At 61.9% G+C, this 18,900-nt stretch carries 18 protein-coding genes and 1 pseudogene; 8 read left to right on the plus strand and 11 right to left on the minus strand.

The window, feature by feature from the left end; all coding sequences use genetic code 11:
- Positions 1-308: 308 nt before the first annotated feature.
- Positions 309-2,567, minus strand: coding sequence for a molybdopterin guanine dinucleotide-containing S/N-oxide reductase (locus tag ACMGG9_RS18875; protein ID WP_414161625.1), 2,259 nt, complete (start codon positions 2,565-2,567; stop codon positions 309-311).
- A 220-nt stretch (positions 2,568-2,787) separates the two neighbouring features.
- On the opposite strand from ACMGG9_RS18875, the gene galR reads away from it, so the two are divergent.
- The 3 genes from galR (at position 2,788) to ACMGG9_RS18890 (ending at position 4,618) form a co-directional block, all read left to right on the plus strand.
- A complete protein-coding gene (galR, locus tag ACMGG9_RS18880) occupies positions 2,788-3,807 on the plus strand; it encodes an HTH-type transcriptional regulator GalR (RefSeq protein WP_033652132.1) in 1,020 nt (339 codons plus the stop codon).
- Positions 3,808-3,965: 158 nt separating this feature from the next.
- Positions 3,966-4,310 (plus strand): type II toxin-antitoxin system RelE/ParE family toxin, encoded by a 345-nt coding sequence (locus ACMGG9_RS18885; protein WP_033652133.1) that lies wholly within the window; start codon positions 3,966-3,968, stop codon positions 4,308-4,310.
- Positions 4,311-4,315: 5 nt separating this feature from the next.
- A complete protein-coding gene (locus ACMGG9_RS18890) occupies positions 4,316-4,618 on the plus strand; it encodes a helix-turn-helix domain-containing protein (RefSeq protein ID WP_025304078.1) in 303 nt (100 codons plus the stop codon).
- A gap of 27 nt (positions 4,619-4,645) precedes the next feature.
- On the opposite strand, the gene lysA is transcribed toward ACMGG9_RS18890, so the two are convergent.
- Positions 4,646-5,908 carry a diaminopimelate decarboxylase gene (gene lysA, locus ACMGG9_RS18895; RefSeq protein WP_033644838.1) on the minus strand — a complete coding sequence of 421 codons (1,263 nt, stop codon included), beginning with the start codon at positions 5,906-5,908 and terminating at the stop codon, positions 4,646-4,648.
- A gap of 133 nt (positions 5,909-6,041) precedes the next feature.
- Between lysA and ACMGG9_RS18900 the strand changes: the two genes are divergently transcribed.
- Entirely contained in the window at positions 6,042-6,965 is a 924-nt protein-coding gene (locus tag ACMGG9_RS18900) for a LysR family transcriptional regulator (RefSeq protein ID WP_047026615.1), read from the plus strand.
- A gap of 27 nt (positions 6,966-6,992) precedes the next feature.
- Here the strand turns inward: ACMGG9_RS18900 and ACMGG9_RS18905 are convergent, their stop codons facing one another.
- The gene (locus ACMGG9_RS18905) at positions 6,993-7,901 is read right to left on the minus strand and encodes a LysR family transcriptional regulator (protein WP_033644836.1); all 909 of its coding nucleotides are present in this window, start codon (positions 7,899-7,901) and stop codon (positions 6,993-6,995) included.
- 108 nt (positions 7,902-8,009) lie between these two features.
- Here ACMGG9_RS18905 and ACMGG9_RS18910 point away from each other — a divergent pair, with 108 nt between their 5' ends.
- Positions 8,010-8,894 carry an MBL fold metallo-hydrolase gene (locus ACMGG9_RS18910; protein ID WP_046687735.1) on the plus strand — a complete coding sequence of 295 codons (885 nt, stop codon included), beginning with the start codon at positions 8,010-8,012 and terminating at the stop codon, positions 8,892-8,894.
- 68 nt (positions 8,895-8,962) lie between these two features.
- Positions 8,963-9,610: a DsbA family protein gene (locus ACMGG9_RS18915; RefSeq protein ID WP_033644834.1), complete on the plus strand. Its 648-nt coding sequence runs from the start codon at positions 8,963-8,965 to the stop codon at positions 9,608-9,610.
- 28 nt (positions 9,611-9,638) lie between these two features.
- Here ACMGG9_RS18915 and ACMGG9_RS18920 read toward each other — a convergent pair whose 3' ends face one another.
- Complete coding sequence (locus tag ACMGG9_RS18920; protein WP_033644832.1) at positions 9,639-10,346, minus strand: hypothetical protein; 708 nt, start codon at positions 10,344-10,346, stop codon at positions 9,639-9,641.
- Positions 10,347-10,551: 205 nt separating this feature from the next.
- Here ACMGG9_RS18920 and ACMGG9_RS18925 point away from each other — a divergent pair, with 205 nt between their 5' ends.
- Positions 10,552-12,279: an ABC transporter ATP-binding protein/permease gene (locus tag ACMGG9_RS18925; protein ID WP_096242561.1), complete on the plus strand. Its 1,728-nt coding sequence runs from the start codon at positions 10,552-10,554 to the stop codon at positions 12,277-12,279.
- A gap of 36 nt (positions 12,280-12,315) precedes the next feature.
- Here ACMGG9_RS18925 and agaF read toward each other — a convergent pair whose 3' ends face one another.
- The 6 genes and pseudogenes from agaF to agaR all read right to left on the minus strand — a co-directional run bounded on the left by agaF (position 12,316) and on the right by agaR (position 16,996).
- Positions 12,316-12,750: a PTS galactosamine/N-acetylgalactosamine transporter subunit IIA gene (gene agaF, locus ACMGG9_RS18930; RefSeq protein WP_033644830.1), complete on the minus strand. Its 435-nt coding sequence runs from the start codon at positions 12,748-12,750 to the stop codon at positions 12,316-12,318.
- 10 nt (positions 12,751-12,760) lie between these two features.
- Positions 12,761-13,654, minus strand: a complete 894-nt coding sequence (locus ACMGG9_RS18935; protein ID WP_414161626.1) for a PTS system mannose/fructose/sorbose family transporter subunit IID — start codon at positions 13,652-13,654, stop codon at positions 12,761-12,763.
- Positions 13,647-14,423: pseudogene (gene agaW / locus ACMGG9_RS18940) on the minus strand (PTS N-acetylgalactosamine transporter subunit IIC); the annotation flags it as partial. The pseudogene agaW and the gene ACMGG9_RS18935, both read right to left, overlap by 8 nt.
- Before the next feature lie 14 nt (positions 14,424-14,437).
- Positions 14,438-14,914, minus strand: a complete 477-nt coding sequence (gene agaV / locus ACMGG9_RS18945) for a PTS N-acetylgalactosamine transporter subunit IIB (protein WP_004931808.1) — start codon at positions 14,912-14,914, stop codon at positions 14,438-14,440.
- Position 14,915: 1 nt separating this feature from the next.
- A complete protein-coding gene (locus tag ACMGG9_RS18950) occupies positions 14,916-16,199 on the minus strand; it encodes a D-tagatose-bisphosphate aldolase, class II, non-catalytic subunit (RefSeq protein ID WP_213588208.1) in 1,284 nt (427 codons plus the stop codon).
- A gap of 23 nt (positions 16,200-16,222) precedes the next feature.
- Entirely contained in the window at positions 16,223-16,996 is a 774-nt protein-coding gene (gene agaR / locus ACMGG9_RS18955) for a transcriptional repressor AgaR (RefSeq protein WP_033644822.1), read from the minus strand.
- Between the two features lie 502 nt (positions 16,997-17,498).
- Between agaR and ACMGG9_RS18960 the strand changes: the two genes are divergently transcribed.
- On the plus strand, positions 17,499-18,719 hold the full coding sequence (locus tag ACMGG9_RS18960; protein WP_346423778.1) for an MFS transporter: 1,221 nt from the start codon (positions 17,499-17,501) through the stop codon (positions 18,717-18,719).
- Here ACMGG9_RS18960 and ACMGG9_RS18965 read toward each other — a convergent pair.
- A complete protein-coding gene (locus ACMGG9_RS18965; protein ID WP_162882355.1) occupies positions 18,716-18,877 on the minus strand; it encodes a hypothetical protein in 162 nt (53 codons plus the stop codon). The genes ACMGG9_RS18960 and ACMGG9_RS18965 overlap by 4 nt on opposite strands.
- Positions 18,878-18,900: the final 23 nt, after the last annotated feature.

Genomic DNA, 18,900 nt, shown 5'->3' on the forward strand with positions numbered 1-18,900 from the left:
GTAGGGAAAAGAATACTATATGGCAGGCAAAAAAAAACCTACGCATCCGCGTAGGTTGGTGCAATTGAAAATGGCTTCAGCATGCAAGGCACGCTGATTTCTCACCAATCAATACCTCTGGGATCACCTACTCTAGAGAGATGGCGTGCAGGAAACTACCGGCGAATCGCAAGAGTTCTGCTCCAAATGCAACCAGCTGTAAATTTCCCACGATCTGCTGTAATAACTCAATGAAACTTAAACCTTCCCGCAGCGACGAAAATAAATATAACAACGACGAGCCAGTGACCCAGACGTGACATCTTCGCTCATCGTGCGCTGACCTCGACCAGACAGCTCATGGCGTTCGGCCCCTGCGTCAGCGGCGAGGTGCCGATATCCAGCGTCAGCACGTTCGGGTTGCCCGCCTGCTCGACCGGCCGGCGCTGCGCGTCGAAACCCGGCTCGAACCAGGCACCGGTCGCCATCAGCACCACGCCGCGCGTCACGCCATCGGTGAGCGATACCCCCGCCAGACAGCTGCCGCGCGCGTTGCTGACCAGCACTTCGGCGCCGTCCGCCACACCGCGCGGCGCCGCATCGTCCGGATGCATGTACAAGGTTTCTCGCCCGGCGGTCTTGTTGCCCTGCGGCAGCGGCGCCGGATCCATCTGGCTATGCAGGCGATCGCTCGGCTGAATGGAGATCAGATGCAGCGGCCAGTTTTTGGCCTGCGGCGCGCCCAGCCACTCCACCGGCGGCCGCCACTGCGGATGCGGAGCGAAATCTTCGTAGCGATAGCCGGCGATCCGCTCGCTGAACAGCTCTATCTTGCCGCTGGGCGTTTGCAGCGGGTTTGCCTGCGGATCGGCGCGGAATGCGTCAAAAAATACGAACTCTTTAGCCGGCGCGGGCAGCTCGACATAGCCCCGTTGCCAGAAGGCCTCAAACTCGGGCCAGGCGACGCCGGCGCGCTGCTGCGCTGCGCCGCATTGCCGGTAGATAGCTTCGATCCAGGCCCGCTCGTCGCGATTCTCGGTAAAGCGCTCACGATAGCCGAGACGCTCCGCCAGATCGGCGAAGATATCGAAATCGTTGCGCGCCTGATGCTGCGGCGCAATGGCCTGATGCATCGCCAACACGTAGCGATCGCGCGACGAGCCGCCGATATCGTTACGCTCCAGCGAACTGGTGACCGGCAGCACGATGTCCGCCATTTTGGCCGCCGCCGTCCACCAGATATCTTGAACGATCACCGTGTCCGGTTTCTGCCAGCCCTCCACCAGCCGATTCAACTGCTGATGATGATGGAACGGGTTGCCGCCGGCCCAGTGCACCAAATGGATATCCGGATAATGCCGCGTCTCGCCGCAAAATTGATAGGCCTCACCGGGGTGCAACAGCATGTCGCAGATGCGCGCCACCGGGATCGCCAGCCCGGCCGGATTTTCGCCTACCGGCATGGTCGGCGCAGGCGTGTCCACGCGCGGATTGCCGACGCCGTTCATCGAGCCGTGGCCGAACGAGAAACCGCCGCCCGGCAGCCCCACCTGGCCCAGCATCGCCGACAGCGCGATCATCATCCAATACGGTTGCTCCCCCCGATGCGCGCGTTGCACGGAGTAGGAACAGGTGATGAAACTGCGCACGCCGATCAGTTGCCGCGCCAGCAGCACGATGCGCGCCGCCGGAATGCCGGTAATGGCGCTGGCCCAAACGGGGGTTTTCGCCACGCCGTCACCGGCGCCGTTCAGGTAATCCGCCAGTTGTTGATAGCCCACGCAGTGGCTGTGCAGGAAGGCTTCATCCTGCGCGCCCAGCCGCTGGATTTCGTAAGCCAGCGCCAGCATCAGCGCCACGTCGGTATTCGGCCGGATCGGGATCCATTCCGCGTTGACAAACTCGGGACAATCATCGCGCATCGGGCTGATGTTGATAACCGGCGTGCCCTTGCGCGCCAGCTTTTGCAGCCAGGGCTTGAGCGCATGTTCCGCCGCGCCGCCGGAAGAGACCTGAGCGTTTTTCAGCGCCAACCCGCCAAACGCCACAAACAGCTCGCAATGCTCCACCACGCTCGGCCAACTGGTGACGCGTCCGGTCAAGGGCGAGAAAGTGCCGATCACATACGGCAGAAAGAACTGCGCCGCGCCCCAGCTGTAGTTGCCCTGCTGATCGACGCCGCCGCCGCCGCTGAAGTAGAACCGCCGCACCAGCGAGCGGGCATGGTGCAGCCGCCCGGCCGACGACCAGCCATAAGAGCCGGTAAACAACCCGGAGGCGCCGTAACGCTCGCGCACCCGGCGATTCTCTTGCGCCACCAAATCGAGCGCCAATTCCCAGTCCACCTCGACGAAATCTTCCCTGCCGCGCAGCGTCCGGTCGCTGCCCTCGCGCTTTTGCAGCCACGAGCGGCGCACCGCCGGCTTGCGGATGCGTTTGTCGGAGTAGACCATCGGGACGATGGAATCGAGCAGCGGCGAAGGGTCGGGATCGTCGACGAAGGGTTCACAACGGATAAGCCGGCCGTCTTCAACCACGGCGGTATAAGCGCCCCAATGGGCGAGCTGCGGATAGCGTTTAATGGACATGGCGTTCTCGGCGCAAATCGGAATGCACAGACGTTACCTCAGCCCGTCGCCAGTGCCAACGTACAAATTGCGCTATCGTTCGGTAGCAGTCGGTTATGCGTATAGACTCGAAGAGATTCTGCAACCGCCACCACAAGTTGCGCACGAGACCGCTTGCAGCCCCGGTTTTTTTCCGCAAAACTGGGGGATGTAAGCGATTACCCAGGATGTGTTGACTGATATGGCTACGATAAAGGATGTTGCCAGGCTGGCGGGTGTTTCCGTGGCCACGGTATCCCGCGTGATAAACAATTCCCCCAAGGCCAGCGAAGGGTCGCGCACTGCGGTGCAGGCCGCCATGGAACAGCTGCAGTATCACCCTAACGCCAACGCACGAGCGCTGGCGCAGCAATCCACCGAGACGCTGGGGCTGATCGTCTCCGACGTTTCCGATCCCTTCTTCGGCGCGATGGTCAAGGCGGTCGAGCAGGTGGCCTACGCCACCCACAATTTTCTGCTGATTGGCAACGGTTACCACGACGCCGAAAAAGAGCGTCAGGCGATTGAACAGCTGGTGCGGCACCGCTGCGAAGCGCTGGTGGTGCACGCCAAAAGGCTGAGCGATCAGGAACTTTGCGGCTGGATGCAACAGATCCCGGGCATGGTGCTCATCAATCGCACGCTGCCGGGGTTTGAAACGCGCTGCGTGGCGCTCGACGATCGCTACGGCGCCTGGCTGGCGACCCGACATCTGATCCAGCAAGGGCATCAGCGCATCGCCATCATCTGCTCCACCCACCAGATTTCCGACGCCACCGATCGTCTGCAAGGCTATCTCGACGCGCTGCAGGAACACGGCATTGCGGTGGATGAAAAGCTGATCGCCTACGGCGAACCGGACGAGATCGGCGGCGAACAGGCGATGACCGAATTGCTCGGCCGCGGCCGTTCGTTCTCCGCCATTACCTGCTACAACGATCCGATGGCCGCCGGCGCGCTGTCGGTGCTGAGCGATAACAGCGTCGACGTACCGGGAGAAATTTCGCTGATCGGTTTCGACGACGTGTTGATTTCGCGCTACCTGCGCCCACGCCTGACCACCATTCGCTACCCTATCGTGGCGATGGCCACCCAGGCGGCGGAGCTGGCGCTGGCGCTGGCCAACCGGCAACCGCTGCCGGAAATCACCAACATGTTCAGCCCAACGCTGGTGCGCCGCCACTCGGTCGCCACCCTCAACAACGCGCACGAACAGCCGTAATCATGCCGCCGCATGGGTGAGCCGTCACCCATGCGCTCAGATTGCGCAGCCCGCCGCATTTCTCACTTTTGGATTTTTTCCGCTCCCTGCGTTCGTGCAGATTGTTGGCACAATAACCTTTACGCTATATAGCATAAACGCTATATTCGAAGCGCATCATGTGGCAAGTGGTGACCGTCGAACGATTCGACGACTGGTTTTTGGCGCTGAACAACGCCCAGCAAACAAGCATCCTGGCGGCGATCTTCAAATTACAGACGTTCGGCCCGCAGTTGGCGCGGCCGCACGCCGATACGCTGCATTTTTCCGACGCGGCCCGGCAGTTGAAGGAGTTGCGCGTTCAACATCGCGGGCGCCCTTTCAGGGTGTTTTTCGCCTTTGACCCACAGCGGCAAGCAGTATTGCTGTGCGGTGGCGATAAAACCGGCGACAAACGCTTTTACCAGCGCATGTTGCCCATCGCTGCCATGGAATTTTCACATTATCTGGCAACCCGGAGGTAGTGCAGATGGCCAAACCGTTATCCCAACTGATCGACAAGCTCGATCCCGCCGTCGTTGCCGCAGCCAGGCAAAAGGCGGACAAGGAAATTTTCGAACTGCGGCTGGCAATGCTGAGGGAAGAGCTGGCGGTCTCTCAGGTTGAATTGGCGAAGCGGCTCGGCATCAGCCAACCCTCCGTCGCCAATTTGGAAAAGCGCGGCAGCGAAATAAAGCTGTCGTCGCTCAAACGCTATATCGAGGCGATGGGCGGCACGCTGTCGCTGGATGTGCAATTGCCCAATGGCCAGCACCGTCGCATGACGCTGTGAAGCGGGCGCAAGGCGCCCGCCCGCTTATCAGATAAGTTCCAGCGCGATCAGTTCTTCGATGGTTTGGCGGCGGCGGATCAAACGCGGCTCGCCGTTTTCGAACAGCACTTCAGGCAACAGCGGACGGCTGTTGTAGTTGGAGGACATCGATGCGCCGTAGGCGCCGGTATCGTGAAACACCAGATAATCGCCGATCTGCACCGGCGGCAGCTCGCGGGTTTCCACGCCGCCGCCCGCCTGCTGGGTGAAGACGTCGCCGGATTCGCACAGCGGCCCGGCGATCACCGTGTCGCGCAGCGGTTGTTCCGAGGTGTCGCGCCCATCGGCCGGCAACAGCGAAATATGGTGATAGCTGCCGTACATCGCCGGGCGCATCAGATCGTTAAAACCGGCATCCACCAGCACAAAGTGGCGGCTCCCCATGTCTTTTACCGCCCGCACCTCGGCCACCAATACGCCCGCCTCCGCCATCAGGAAACGTCCGGGTTCAATCTCCAACTGCACGGGGTGCCCCAGATGCGCGGCGATGCGCTCACGCGCCCGGTTCCACAAACCGAAATAGTGTTCGGTATCGATCGCCTCTTCGCCGTACTGATACGGGATAGACAGGCCGCCGCCGGCGGAAATGGCGCTGATGTCATGACCGAGATCGATCACCTGCTGCACCATCGCATCGCAGACGCGCTCCAGATGCTGGTAATCGACGCCGGAGCCGATATGCATATGCACGCCGATCAGCTTCAGGCCGTAGCGGCGGATCTTCTCCACCGCCTGCGGCAGGTCGGCATACCAGATGCCGTGCTTGCTGTTCTCGCCGCCGGTGTTGGTTTTCTGGCTGTGGCCATGGCCAAACCCCGGATTAATGCGCAGCCACACCGGATGCCCCGCGGAAGCCTGGCCGAGCTGATCCAGCATATCGATGGAACCGGCGTTGACCGGGATCTTCAATGCGCTGACGCGCGCCAGCGTCGCGTGATCCAATACGTCCGCGGTAAACACGATATCGCTCGGCTCGCCGCCCGGCTGAAAACCGGCCTGCAGCGCCCGCTCGATTTCGCCGAGCGACACCGAATCCACCTTCACGCCCTGCTCGCGCATCAGGCGCAAAATATGAATGTTCGAACAGGCTTTCTGCGCGAAACGGATAGTGTCGAAGTGGCGCAGCTGAGCGATGCGCTGGCTGATGATGTCGGCATCATAAGCCCAGACCGGGCAACCGAAGCGCTGCGGCAAGGCCAGCAGGTTAGCGGCGTTCAACGCGGTGGAGGTGTCGTGCAACGGGCGTGGCATGGCGATATTCCCAATTCGAAAGTAACGGCAGATAAGGCCATAGTGCCGCACGCTGAATCGGGTGGAAAATATCTATTTAGCCGTAGTCTATTCATTTATGATATAGCTTTCTTTACAGTCGAGCAGCCTCGTCATGCACAGCATCTCTTTGCGGCAGATAGAAATCTTTCGGGCGGTGATGACCACCGGCAACCTGACCGAGGCGGCAGCCCTGCTGCAAACCTCGCAACCCACCGTCAGCCGTGAGCTGGCACGCTTTGAGAAGCTGATTCGGCTGCAGCTGTTCGATCGGGTTCGCGGGCGCTTGTCCCCCACGGTGCAGGGCCTACGGCTGTTCGAAGAGGTGCAACGCTCCTATTATGGCCTCGATCGCATCGTCAACGCCGCCGCCGGCATTCGCCAGTTTCAGCAGGCGCAGCTGTCGATCGTGTGCCTGCCGGTATTTTCCCAATCGCTGCTGCCGGCGGTGTGCCGGCCCTTTATCGAACGTTACCCGGAAGTCAGCTTCAGCGTGATCCCGCAAGAATCGCCGCTGCTGGAAGAGTGGCTGTCGGCCCAGCGCCACGATCTGGGGCTGACGGAAACCACCCTGACGCCGGCGGGCACCGAGCGGGTAACGCTGATGACGTTGAATGAGGTCTGCGTGCTGCCGGCGGGCCATCCTTTGCTGGCGAAAGGCCAACTGACGCCGCAGGATTTCGCCGGGCAAAACTTTATCAGCCTGTCGAGCACCGACAGCTATCGCCACTTGCTCGATGCGCTGTTCGCCGAGCAGGGCGTCGAGCGCCGCATGGTGATGGAAACGCACAGCGCGGCGTCGGTGTGCGCCATGGTGAGAGCCGGCGTGGGGGTCTCGATCGTCAACCCGCTGACGGCGCTCGACTATGCCGGCAGCGGCGTGCACGTGCGGCCATTCAGCATCGACGTGCCGTTCACCGTCAGCCTGATACGGCCGCTGCACCGCCCTTCATCGGCGCTGGTGACGGCCTTTATCGACCATCTGCATCAACAGGCGGCACTGTTCTCCGCCCGCCTGGCCGCCGCCGTCAAACGGTGAAAACGGCGTGGGAATGTTGCCGCGGCCTTAGCGCAGCGTCGCCTGCCACTGCGGATCGCTGGCGAACCATTCCACCAGAAAGTCCAGCATGGTGCGCAAAGTGGCGGGCATTTGTCGGCGTGAGGTATAGATGCCGTAGATGCCCATCGATTGCGGCCGGTAACCCGGCAGCAGCTCCACCAGTTCGCCGCTGGCCAACAGCGGCGCCGCCGAATAGTAGGGCTGCAGGGAAATGCCCGCGCCCTGCACCGTACCGGCCATCAGCACCACCGATTCGTTGGCGCTCAGGTTGCCGCTGACCGCCACCGCCGATTTCACCCCCTGAGCGTCGAAATGCCACAGGCTTTTGCCGAAATAGGAATAAGTCAGGCAGTTGTGCAACGCCAGATCCTGCGGCTGACGCGGCGTGCCGTGCGCCGCCAGATAAGCGGGCGCAGCGCACACCACCGACGCGCAGGTGGACAGCGGCCGGGCGATCAGGTTGGGATCCAGCTCATTGGTGATGCGCAGCGCCAGATCGATGCGCTCTTCCACCAGGTTCACCGCCCGGTTGTTCATCTGCAGATCGACCGCCACCTGCGGATGACGCTTCAGATACTGGGCGACGGCCCCCACCAGCGCCGTTTGTCCGAGCGATTGCGAACAGGTGATGCGCAGCAGGCCACGCAGTTCGTCGCTCTGCCCTTCCTCCACCAGATCGATTTCCCCCGCCAGCGCCAACATTTGTCGGCAGCGCTCCAAAGTACGCTCACCGGCGTCGGTCAGACTAAGCTTACGGGTAGTGCGGTGCAGTAAACGCGCCCCGGCCCATTGCTCCATCTGGGCCAGGTAGCGAGTGACCATCGCGCGCGACATCTCCAGCGTTTCCGCAGCGGCGATCATGCTGCCGCGATCGACGATGGTGACAAAAACCTCAGCGGCGGTAATGCGATCCATGATTAGTCCGATTTATGCAACGAATAATTGCTTATTATCCGGTTTTTCTATCGCTTTATGCAACCTAACATCATTACAACATTAACCGATACCTAAGGACCTCTGCCCATGTTTAAGAAATCACTGTTAACTCTAGCCTTCACCGGCGTCGCCACCCTGAGCACCTACGCCACCGCTGCCGATACCCTGACCATGGAAGTGTATAACCCGGGCGAGAAAAGCGTGTTCCCGGTGTCTTCCGAAATCATCAGCGGCAAACACGAAGTGGCGCTGATCGACGCACAGTTCCAGCGCAACGATGCCGAAGAGCTGGTGAAAAAGATCAAGGCGACCGGCAAGAAACTGACCACCGTCTACATCAGCCACTCAGATCCGGATTTCTATTTCGGTCTGGACGTGATTAAGGCCGCTTTCCCGGAGGCGAAAATCATCGCTTCGCCTGGCACCATCAAGGACATTAACGCCACCAAAGACGGCAAAATCGCCTACTGGGGCCCAATCCTGAAAGACAACGCGCCGAAAACCGTGATCGTGCCGCAGCCGCTGCAGGGCGACAGCTTCACCATCGACGGTCAAAAAGTGGAAGTGAAAGGCCTGAACGGCCCGACCCCCGATCGCACCTTCGTGTGGATCCCGGCGCTGAAAGCGGTCGTGGGCGGCGTGGCGGTCGCCGGTGACAATATCCATCCGTGGATCGCCGATAACCAGAGCGTAGAATCGCGCCAGCACTGGCAGCAAACGCTGAAAAACATCGAAGCGCTGAAGCCGCAGGTCGTCGTGCCGGGCCACTTCCTGCCGGGTGCCGCACAGACACTGGCATCGGTGCACTTTACCCAAAAATACCTGACCACGCTGGAAGCCGAACTGCCGAAAGCCAAGGATTCCGCCGCGCTGATTGAAGCGATGAAAAAGCACTACCCGACGCTGAAAGACGAATCGAGCCTGGAACTGAGCGCGAAAGTGCTGAAAGGCGAGATGAAGTGGCCGCAATAAGCGCCCGTGCGTGATTGAACCAGCCCTGGCGCCGCGGCGGCTTGCCGCGCGCCAAGCGAGGAGTAAAAATGACCGAAACCACTCTGCATTACATTTTCGATCCGCTGTGCGGTTGGTGCTACGGCGCCGCGCCGCTGGTGAAAGCGGCTCAGAGCCTCCCCGGGCTGAAGGTCGTGCCGCACGCCGGCGGCATGATGACCGGCAACAACCGCCGTCAGATCACCGACGAATGGCGCAACTACGTCATTCCGCACGACAAGCGCATCGCCGAGATGACGGGCCAGCCTTTCGGCGAAGCCTATTTCAACGGCCTGCTGCGCGACACCACGGCGGTGATGGATTCCGAGCCGCCGATCACCGCTATCCTGGCGGCGGAAAAACTGGCGGGACGCGGGCTGGACATGCTGCACCGCATTCAGCAGGCGCACTATCAGGAAGGGCGACGCATCGCCGACACGCCGGTGCTGGAAGCGTTGGCGAAAGAGCTGGGGTTGCCTTCGGCGGCGTTTATCGCCGAAATGCGCTTCAACAGCGGTGCGCCGACCGCGCAACACATCGCGGAAAGCCGGGCGCTGCTGGCCAAAGTGCAGGGCCAGGGCTTCCCGACCTTTGCGTTGCAGGATAGCGAGGGCCAGCTGCATCTGCTGCCGGCCGGCAATTATCTGGGCAATGTGGAAGCCTGGAAGAATCTGTTGGGCGCCGCCGCGCTGGCGTAACCCTTCTCGCCCCGGCCACCGGGGCGGGTCATTCGACCCGCACGAACCGCCCTTCCGCCCGCACATTGTGGCCGAACCCGCAATCCCCCCGCGTATGCATCTCCAGCGCTTGCTCGCCAAACGCCATCGTCACGTCGCAGACCTGCGCGCTTTCCGAGTCATGTTGATGGTAGACGGCCTTGCCGTGCTCAATGGGCAGCTCGGCGGTGAAGTCGCCCATGTTCGGGCCGTAATACAGCCCCATCTGCGGCATGGCGTAGCCGGAAAAATCGATCAGCCAGCGCTCGCCCTGCGGCTTCACCACCACTTCGCTCCACACGCCGCGCCCGGCGTATTGCCAGTACACGCCGCCCGGCCCCTGCGGCTGCGGCCGCTGCGCCAGGCGTTGGCGCAACAGACTCATGTTGTGCTGCGATTTGTCATCGTGCGGCGCCAGCGCCAGATAGGCCTGCGCCTTGAGCAATTCACCGGCGTGCATCAGCGACAGCGCCACGTTGTTGTAAGCCGTGGCGACAGCCTGCTCGCTCAGACCGCAAAACTCGCTCCAGGCCGCCTGATCGCGAAAGATGTCGGCGGCTTTGGCGTAATCCTGGCGCTGATAGGCCTTTTTTCCCAGTTCGGCGTAGCTCGCCACCTTTTGGCAGTCGGCGGCGATGTCCGGCTCGTCAATGTGCGCCCAGGCCCGGGCGCTGGCGAAGACGCCGCAGGTCAGCAACAGGGGAAACCAAGCCTTCATCGTTTATCCTTTCTGCAAAAATTCGGCGCCAGTATAACCGCCCGGCGCCGGAGTGTATGCCGCAATTGCGCTCACCTGCGCGCCGCCGGCGATTCAGCCGCCTTATTTCAAACGGTTAGCGGAGTCAAAACTGCTTACAGTCGCGGTTTGTTTGTTACCGGCCCGCAGCCCATGCTGAACAAAATACCGCAATTATCGAGCCGTTATGAACGCAACCCCCTTGCAGAGACACGCCATTTGGCAGTTGATCAAACCCTTTTGGGTGTCGGAGGAACGATGGCGCGCCTGGATGATGCTGATCGCCATCGTCGTCCTGTCGCTCGGCCTGGTCTATATCAGCGTGCAGATCAACCAGTGGAACCAGGTGTTCTACGACGCGCTGCAGAACAAAAACTACCCGGTATTCAAGGCGCAGCTGTGGCGCTTTACCTATCTGGCGCTGATCTTCATCGTGCTGGCGGTCTACAAGATCTACCTGACTCAGGGGCTGCAGATGCGCTGGCGGCGCTGGATGACGGAAAGGTTCATGGGAAAATGGCTGGCGCACCAGGCGTATTACCACACCGAGCAGCAGCAGATCGTCGATAACCCCGATCAGCGTATCGCTGAAGATCTCAACGTGCTGACCCAATATACCCTGTCGCTGTCGCTCGGGCTGCTCTCCAGCCTGGTGACGCTGTTTTCCTTTATCGACATTTTATGGCACGTCAGCGGGCCGATGACCTTCGCGCTCGGGCAACACGCCATCACCTTGCCCGGCTATATGGTGTGGTTCGCGCTGCTGTATGCGGTGTTGGGATCGCTGCTGATCTGGTGGGTCGGCAAACCGCTGGTCATGCTGGGCTTCAACCAGGAACGGTATGAGGCGAACTTCCGTTTCGGCCTGATCCGCATCCGCGAAAACAACGACGCCATTGCGCTGTACCACGGCGAACCGCGCGAGGCGCAGCAGTTGGGCGACCGTTTCGACACCATTCGCAGCAACTGGTGGGCGATTATGCGCATCACCCGGCGGCTCAACATCGCCACCAACTTCTACGGCCAGTTCGCCATCGTGTTTCCCCTGCTGGTGGCGGCGCCGCGCTACTTCTCCGGCGCCATCCAGATGGGCGGCCTGATGCAGATCGCCTCGGCCTTCGGCCAGGTGCAGGGCGCGCTGTCGTGGTTTATCGACGCGTTTAACGATTTGGCGACCTGGAAAGCCTGCGTTAACCGTCTGGCCGGCTTCAACGCCGCCGTCGATCAGGTTCACCATCAGCCGCGCGGCATTCAACTGCGGGAGGAGACCGCCCATCCGTTAACGCTGGACAACCTCAGCCTGCACTTGCCCGACGGCCAGCCGCTGCTGACCGGCGCCGAGATGACGCTGCAACGCGGCGATCGCCTGCTGATCGTCGGGCCTTCCGGCTGCGGCAAGTCGACGCTGCTGCGCGCCATCGCCGGTATCTGGCCTTACGGCGCGGGCGCCATCGGGGTAGCGGGCAACGCCAACATGCTGTTCCTGCCGCAGCGCAGCTACATTCCGATCGGCACGCTGCGCGAAGCGCTGAGCTACCCGAGTCTGGCGTCGGAATACAGCGACGCGCAGCTGATGCGGGTGCTGGAAAACTGCCGCCTGAAGCACCTGCAGCGCTGGCTGGACACCTCCGCCAACTGGAGCCATCGCCTGTCGCCGGGCGAGCAACAGCGGCTGGCGTTCGCCCGCGCCCTGTTGATTCGCCCGAGCATCCTGTTCCTCGACGAGGCCACCAGCGCGCTGGACGACGAAACCGAGCAACTGATGTACTGCCTGCTGGTGGATGAACTGCCGGACGTGACGCTGGTCAGCGTGGCGCACCGCAACAGCGTGGCGAAATACCACCAGACCTGCTGGCGCTTCAGCCGCGGCGAAGACCAACCGGCGCGTCTGGCGCTGAGCCCGTTGCCGGCCTAACTCACGTAGCCGGGCGCGCCCGCGCCCGGTTTTCGTTCAGATGCCGTCGGCCTGCGCGTCTTCGCACTTCACTCGGCGGCGTTCATGCCACAGGCTGGTCAGGCCGCGTTTACCGCACGCCAGCGCCACCTCGCGAAATTCATCCAGGCTCAGTCCGTCACGTTCCAGCATCATTTCCGCCGCCAGCTGCATGTTGACGCCGGTCAGCACTTCGCAATCACCCCGCGCATCCGCCAGTTCACAGGCGCTGCGAAACGGCGAACCGCCGAGCATGTCGGTCAGGAACACCACGCCGTCCGGCTGCGCCACCGCGACCAGCGCCGAGCGTAAGGCGTCCCTGAGCTGCGCGGTGCTCATCTGTTCGGGGAAATCGACCGCCGCGCAATGTCGCTGCGGCCCCACCACCTGTTCCACCGCCTGCAGCAGCCCGGAGGCAAAGCCGCCGTGGCCGGTAATCACAATGCCTGGCATATCCCGCTCCTCACAAAATGCCGATAAATTTGCCCGCCACGCCGATCGCTACCGTGACGCCAATCAGCTTCACCGGCGAGAATCCGCGCTTCATCAGGAAGAAAATGAGCAGCGTGAAGCACAGCGGCAGCAAGTTGGGCATCAACTTGTCCAGCACGTCGGTCTGCAGCGCCACGCTGGCCTTGCCGGCATGCATCACCAGCGGCGTGGACAGGTGCACGTACGAGGCCACCAGCGCGCCGATCACCGTCATGCCGACAATGGAAGCGGCGTGAGAAATGCGCCGCGTATGGGTCTTCAGCAGCGCCAGCGCGCTGGTGCCGGCCTGATAGCCGTAGTGCGCCAGCCCAAAACGCAGGCCGAAGTGGAACAGGTTGAACAGCAGCAGGAAGACGATCGGCCCGAACAGGCTGCCCTCCAATGCCAGCGAAGCGCCTATGCCGGCGCAGATCGGCAACAGCGTCAGCCAAAACAGCGCGTCGCCGATACCGCCAAGCGGCCCCATCAGCGCCACTTTCACCGCGCGAATGGTGGAGATCTTTTCCTTGTTCTGCTCCATCGCCAGCACCAGGCCGGACAGGAAGGTGACGTCGAACGGATGCACGTTGATAAATTCCATGTGCATCTTCATCGAGTTGGCCAGATCCTGCGGGTTGCGGTGGATCTTGCACAGTGCGGGGATCAGCTGATACAGCCAGCCGCCCGCCTGCATGCGCTCGTAGTTGAACGACGCCTGCAGCAGCAGCGAACGCCAGGCCATGCGGTTGATGTCGCCGCGCGTCAGCGCTTCGGCGGGCCGGCTGTCCAGATAGTCGTCCTGCTCCACCTGGCTGGTGGCCAGCGCCTGCGCCATACGCTGTTCGGCCTTTTGCGCCAGCAGATCGTCGGAATCGTTTAATGCCATCTTCGGCGTCCTCCTGCGGAGCGGGCCGGGCCGTCGCCTCTGCCGCGCCGCGTTGCGTGTTGAAGAAATCAATCAAAGCGATCGCCAGGGCGCCCAGCGCCACCGCCAGGATCGGCAGCTTGAGAAACGTGACCGAGATGAAACCGAGGATAAAATAGGCCACGTAGGTTTTTTTCATCATCACCTTCATCAGCAGCGAGAAACCGATCGCCGGCATCATGCCACCCGCCACCGCCAGCCCGTCCAGCAGCCAGCCCGGCGCTTTCTGCACCATGGCGCTGGCCGCATCGGCGCCGAAGTAAATCGGCAGGAACGCCACCACGAAATAGAAGATGAACAGAATGCCGATGCCGAGATAGTTCACCCGTTCAATGCCGCGCCAGTTCAGCGCTTTCACCATGCGATCGCAGCGGTGCATCATCGGTGAGAACAACGTAAACAGCAGCGTGATGCAGCCCTGCACCGCGATCGAGAACGGCACCGCCACGCCGATCGCCACTTTAGGATCGGCTTTGGTCAGAATGGCGAATGCGGTGCCGATCACCCCGCCGATCACCACGTTAGGCGGTTGGGCTCCCGCCAACGGCACCATCCCCATCCACACCAGCTCCAGCGTGCCGCCCACCAGCAACCCGGTATAGACATCGCCCAAAATCAGCCCCACCAGCGGCCCCATCACTACCGGCCGGTGGAAGTGGGTCAGACCGTCGAACAGGTCAACCCCCGCCAGCCCGGCCAACAGCGCAATCAATAACGCATCCGTCAACATGCTTTCCCCCTGGCTCAAAAGAGCAGTTTGCCGATCGCCTCACCCGCTTCATCCGGCACCCGGCGCACTTCGCACTCCACGCCCAGTTCCGCCAGCGCGCGGAACGCGGCCACGTCGCCGTCGTCCAGCGACACCGTTTTGTGCACCTGCCGCTTCCCCTCGGCGAAGTGCATATTGCCGACGTTGACGAAACGGATCGGCACCCCGCCGCGCACCAGCGTCAACACGTCCTGCGGCGTTTTGCACACCAGAAAGATCTTCTGCCGATCCGCCGCCTTGTGGATCACGTCAATGGTTTTCTGCAGCGTGAAATAACGGGTTTGCACCCCTTCCGCCACCACCATGTCCATCAGGTTCTGCTGCACCGGATCGGCGGCGGCCTCGTCGTTGGCCACCACCACCAGGTTGGCGCCGAGGGTATTGGTCCAGGTCACGCCTACCTGGCCGTGCACCAGGCGATTGTCGATGCGGGTCATTAAAATGTTCGGCATGCTAGCGGCCCTCCGGGTAACAGGCGGCGTGGTAATCGTCGAGTACCTGCGTCACTTTATGCAGCACCCACTCCTGCGGATCGGCGCTCAATTCGCCGGCGTTCAGCGCCCGCGCCTGATCCGGCAGGTACTGGCTGAGCAGCGCCAACGGCGCCGGGTTGCGGCGCAGGTTATCCAGCAAGCCATCGACCGCCTGCTGCACCTGCGGCTGCGGCCAGTAGTAACGCACCCGATCGCTCAGGCTGTAGTGGCGATCGAGATACTGTTGGTGCGGCGTGCCGTGGTAATAGCGGCTCCACTGCTGCGGCTGCTCGCGCATCACTTGTTCCAGCGTGGCGCGCAGCTGCGACGACTGGCGTTCCCCCAGCCATTCACGCTCGATGCGATCGAGGGCGAACAGCGCTTCTCGCAGCGCAAAGGTCAGCGCCGGCCCCACCTTCAGGATGGCGAAGTGATCGCGCACCAACTGGCGATAGGCCTGCGGCGGTTGGTAATCCGTAGAGTGCGCTTCATAGATCATGCCCGGCTGCCGTTCGATGAAATGGCTCAATGCGTCGGCGCGCTGCGGCTGATAACGTTCGACGCGGTGGTGATCGAACTCGACGCCCGGCTGCACCACCAGCGCAATGGTTCGCTGCCAGGCATCGTTCAGCTCGGCTTTTTGCCAGGCGATACGGTGCATTTCCAGCGTTTGCGCCACCGCCTGCGGCGTGGTGACCTGCAGGCCCGCCAATGCCTCCTGCGCGCCGCCCGGCACCGGCACCTCGGTGCCGATCACATAGACCGGCGCTTCGCCGCCGCTCTGCGCCCAGGCGCGTTCCGCCACCGCGCACAGGCGCGCCGCACGCTCGGCGACCGCCGCATCTCCCAGGGGCGAGGGATCGCCTGCGCACGACATGGAACAATCGAGATGAATTTTGCGAAATCCGGCGCGAACGTAATCGTCGATCAACGTTTCCGCCAGCGCCATCGCTTCCTGAGCCGGGCGATCCTGCCAGGCGTTGGGCCCCAGATGATCACCGCCCAGCCACACGCGCTCGCGCGCCAGGCCAACCTCATCCGCCAGACGCCAAAGCGCATCGCGGAACTGGGCCGCCGTTTGGCCGGTATAGCCGCCGAACTGATTGACCTGGTTGGAGGTCGCTTCCACCAACACCGGCGTGCCGCGGCTTTTAGCCTGCCGCAGCGCGGCCTTCAGAACCCAGGGATGGGCGGAACAGACGGAAAAAATCCCGACCGGCATACCGGCCTTGTGCTGCTCGACAAGCTGTAACAAGTGCTGCATGAAGCCCCCATGCAGGCGCCGTGCTACCGATCGGCGATGATGACCTCCACGCCCAGCTCGGTTAACGCCCGCTCGTAATCGTCCGGAAGACGGCTGTCAGTGATCAGCCGATGGATTTGTCCGGCTTCGCGAATCATGCAAAAGCTCTTGCGACCGAATTTGCTGGCATCCGCCACCGCGATAATCTCGCGCGCCACCTCGCACATCACGCGATTGAGGTGCGCTTCACCGGGGTGAGGCGTGGTGATGCCGGCGCTCAGATCGAACCCGTCGACGCCCAAAAACAGCTTGTCGAAGCGGTACTGACGCAATTGCTGCTCGGCAGCCGGACCGTAGAGCGAGTAAGAGTTGCGGCGCACGCTGCCCCCCAGCACCATGACTTCCACCCCGTCGTTTCCCGAAAGCTCATAGGCAATGTTCAGCGCGTTGGTCATCACCACCAGATCGCGCCGCCCCTTCAGGAACGGCACAATCTGCGCGGTGGTTGAACCGGAATCGAGGATCAGCGCCTCGCCGTCGCGCACATAGCCGGCCGCCGCGTTGGCGATCAGCGTTTTGACATCGCGATTCAACCGCCCTTTGTCCCGCAGCGGCCGATCGAAAGCGAATTGCTGATTGAGCATTGCGCCGCCGTAAGCGCGCAGCGCACACCCTTTTCGTTCCAGAAAGCGCAGATCGTTGCGGATCGTCACCGTGGATACTGCAAACTGTTTGCTGAGCTGTTCCACACGCACGCTGCCGTGCTCGCATAACAGATCGATGATGTGTTCACGTCGCTTTGCGGTATTCACTGGCATGAGCTGCGGTCCTCAGGTTTCCGGTATCGCCGGGGAGAAGATGGCTTTCGCTCTACTGCGCTGGCATTACAGCAAAGCGAAAGCAATGAAATTGTGATCGGGCTTACAGCCCCGTTTTAGCAAAAAAACCGCCAAAAAACCTTTCGAATCGAAACGAATCGAAAAGCCAAAAAATGGAATGGGAGAAAAATGAAATGCCATGACGAGCATGAGCGCCGGAGAGCAGCCGCACCGACGGCGGCAGAAGTGAAAGCGCCGCAGACCCCGTCCTGCGCCATGACTTTTAGTTCGCTAAGTGACCAGGATCACATAATGGTAATTATCCTGCGGCCGGTGGGGCCAGCCCTCTCCATCCCGCCGGGCCATCCCCTTGTCAGCACGAGCCATCTTCCCTACACTTGCGATCAGATATCGGCCTCTTGTCGGTACGTAAGCGTTAACGTCAATCAACGCATCACGCCATGCAGCGCTGATTGTCTGCATGCCCTGGTGCGAGGAACTCATGCCGCAACCCGCTTCATCTTCATCATCCATCGCGACCCCGCGTCGCCGTTTGCATCGCCCTGTTTTGCTGATCGTTGGCATCATGCTGATCGCGGCTAACCTGCGCGCCGCCCTCACCAGCGTCGGCCCGCTGCTGGAACAGATTCAGCAACAGCTGGCGTTGTCCGCCACCGCCGCCGGCCTGATCAACTCGCTGCCGCTGATCCTGTTCGCCGTCCTCTCGCCACTCACCCCGGCGCTGGCGAAACGCTTCGGAATCGAACGCACCCTGGGCTTCGCCCTCGCACTGCTGGTTTGCGGCATCGCGCTGCGTTCCCTGCCGCAAGACGCCATGCTGTGGCTGGGAAGCGTTCTGATCGGCGCCGCCATCGCCTTCGCCAATGTGGTGCTGCCAACGCTGGTGAAAAGAGATTTTCCTCATCGCGCCGCCGCGATGATAGCGGCCTATGCGGCGGTGATGTCACTGGTCGCCGCCATCGCCTCCGGTCTGGCGGTGCCGCTGGCTTCCCTGGCCGATCTCGGCTGGCGCTTCTCCTTGCTGTGCTGGGGATTACCTGCGCTGTTGGCGCTGTTGATCTGGTTGCCGCAGCTGCGGCGCACAGCCACACCCGCAGCTAAAGGGCCACAATCGGCAGAGCCGCAACGCTATCGCTCTCCCTGGGGCAGCGCGCTGGGCTGGCAAGTGGCGATGTTCATGGGGCTGCAATCGATCGCCTTCTACACCATTATCGGCTGGTTCAGCGCCTTTGCCGTCAGCCACGGCGCCTCAGCCCAGCAGGCGGGCTTCGAGCTGTTCGTTTATCAGGTGGTGGCGATCATCGCCAACTTTGTCATGGTGGTGATTTTGCCGCGGGCGCGCGATCAGCGGGTGATAGCGCTGGGCAGTTCTCTGCTGATCTTTATCGGCGTCGGGGGATTATTGGTGCAACCCGCCAGTTCACTGGTGTGGCTGACGTTTGCCGGGTTGGGAGCGGGGAGTTCGCTGGTGCTGGCGCTGTCGTTCTTTGGATTGCGCAGTCAGCATCATCATCAGGCGACGCTGCTGTCGGGCATGGCGCAATCCGTCGGTTATCTGTTGGCGGCGCTGGGGCCCACCTTATTCGGCCTGTTGCACGATCTGACGGAAGGCTGGAGCTGGCCGTTGATCGCTCTGCTATGCCTGACCGTCTTGCAAATGCTGTTCGGCGCGCTGGCCGGCCGCAGCCGCGTGATCGGCTAACGTCGCTGAGCGATGGGCCGCGCCGCTTCGGGGGCGGTATCCTGCCATAAATCTTCAATAAAGGCGCGCTGCTCATCGCTCAGCCCCCATGAAGGCGGAATTTTTGACTGCGCGCGACGCTGAGCGCCCTCACGGTTTTTAGCCTGCTTCTTGTTCACGAATCGTCTTCCTGCTTAACCTG

The sequence above is a fragment of the Serratia sp. BNK-10 genome (genome assembly GCF_047456065.1).
Lineage (GTDB): Bacteria > Pseudomonadota > Gammaproteobacteria > Enterobacterales > Enterobacteriaceae > Serratia > Serratia ureilytica.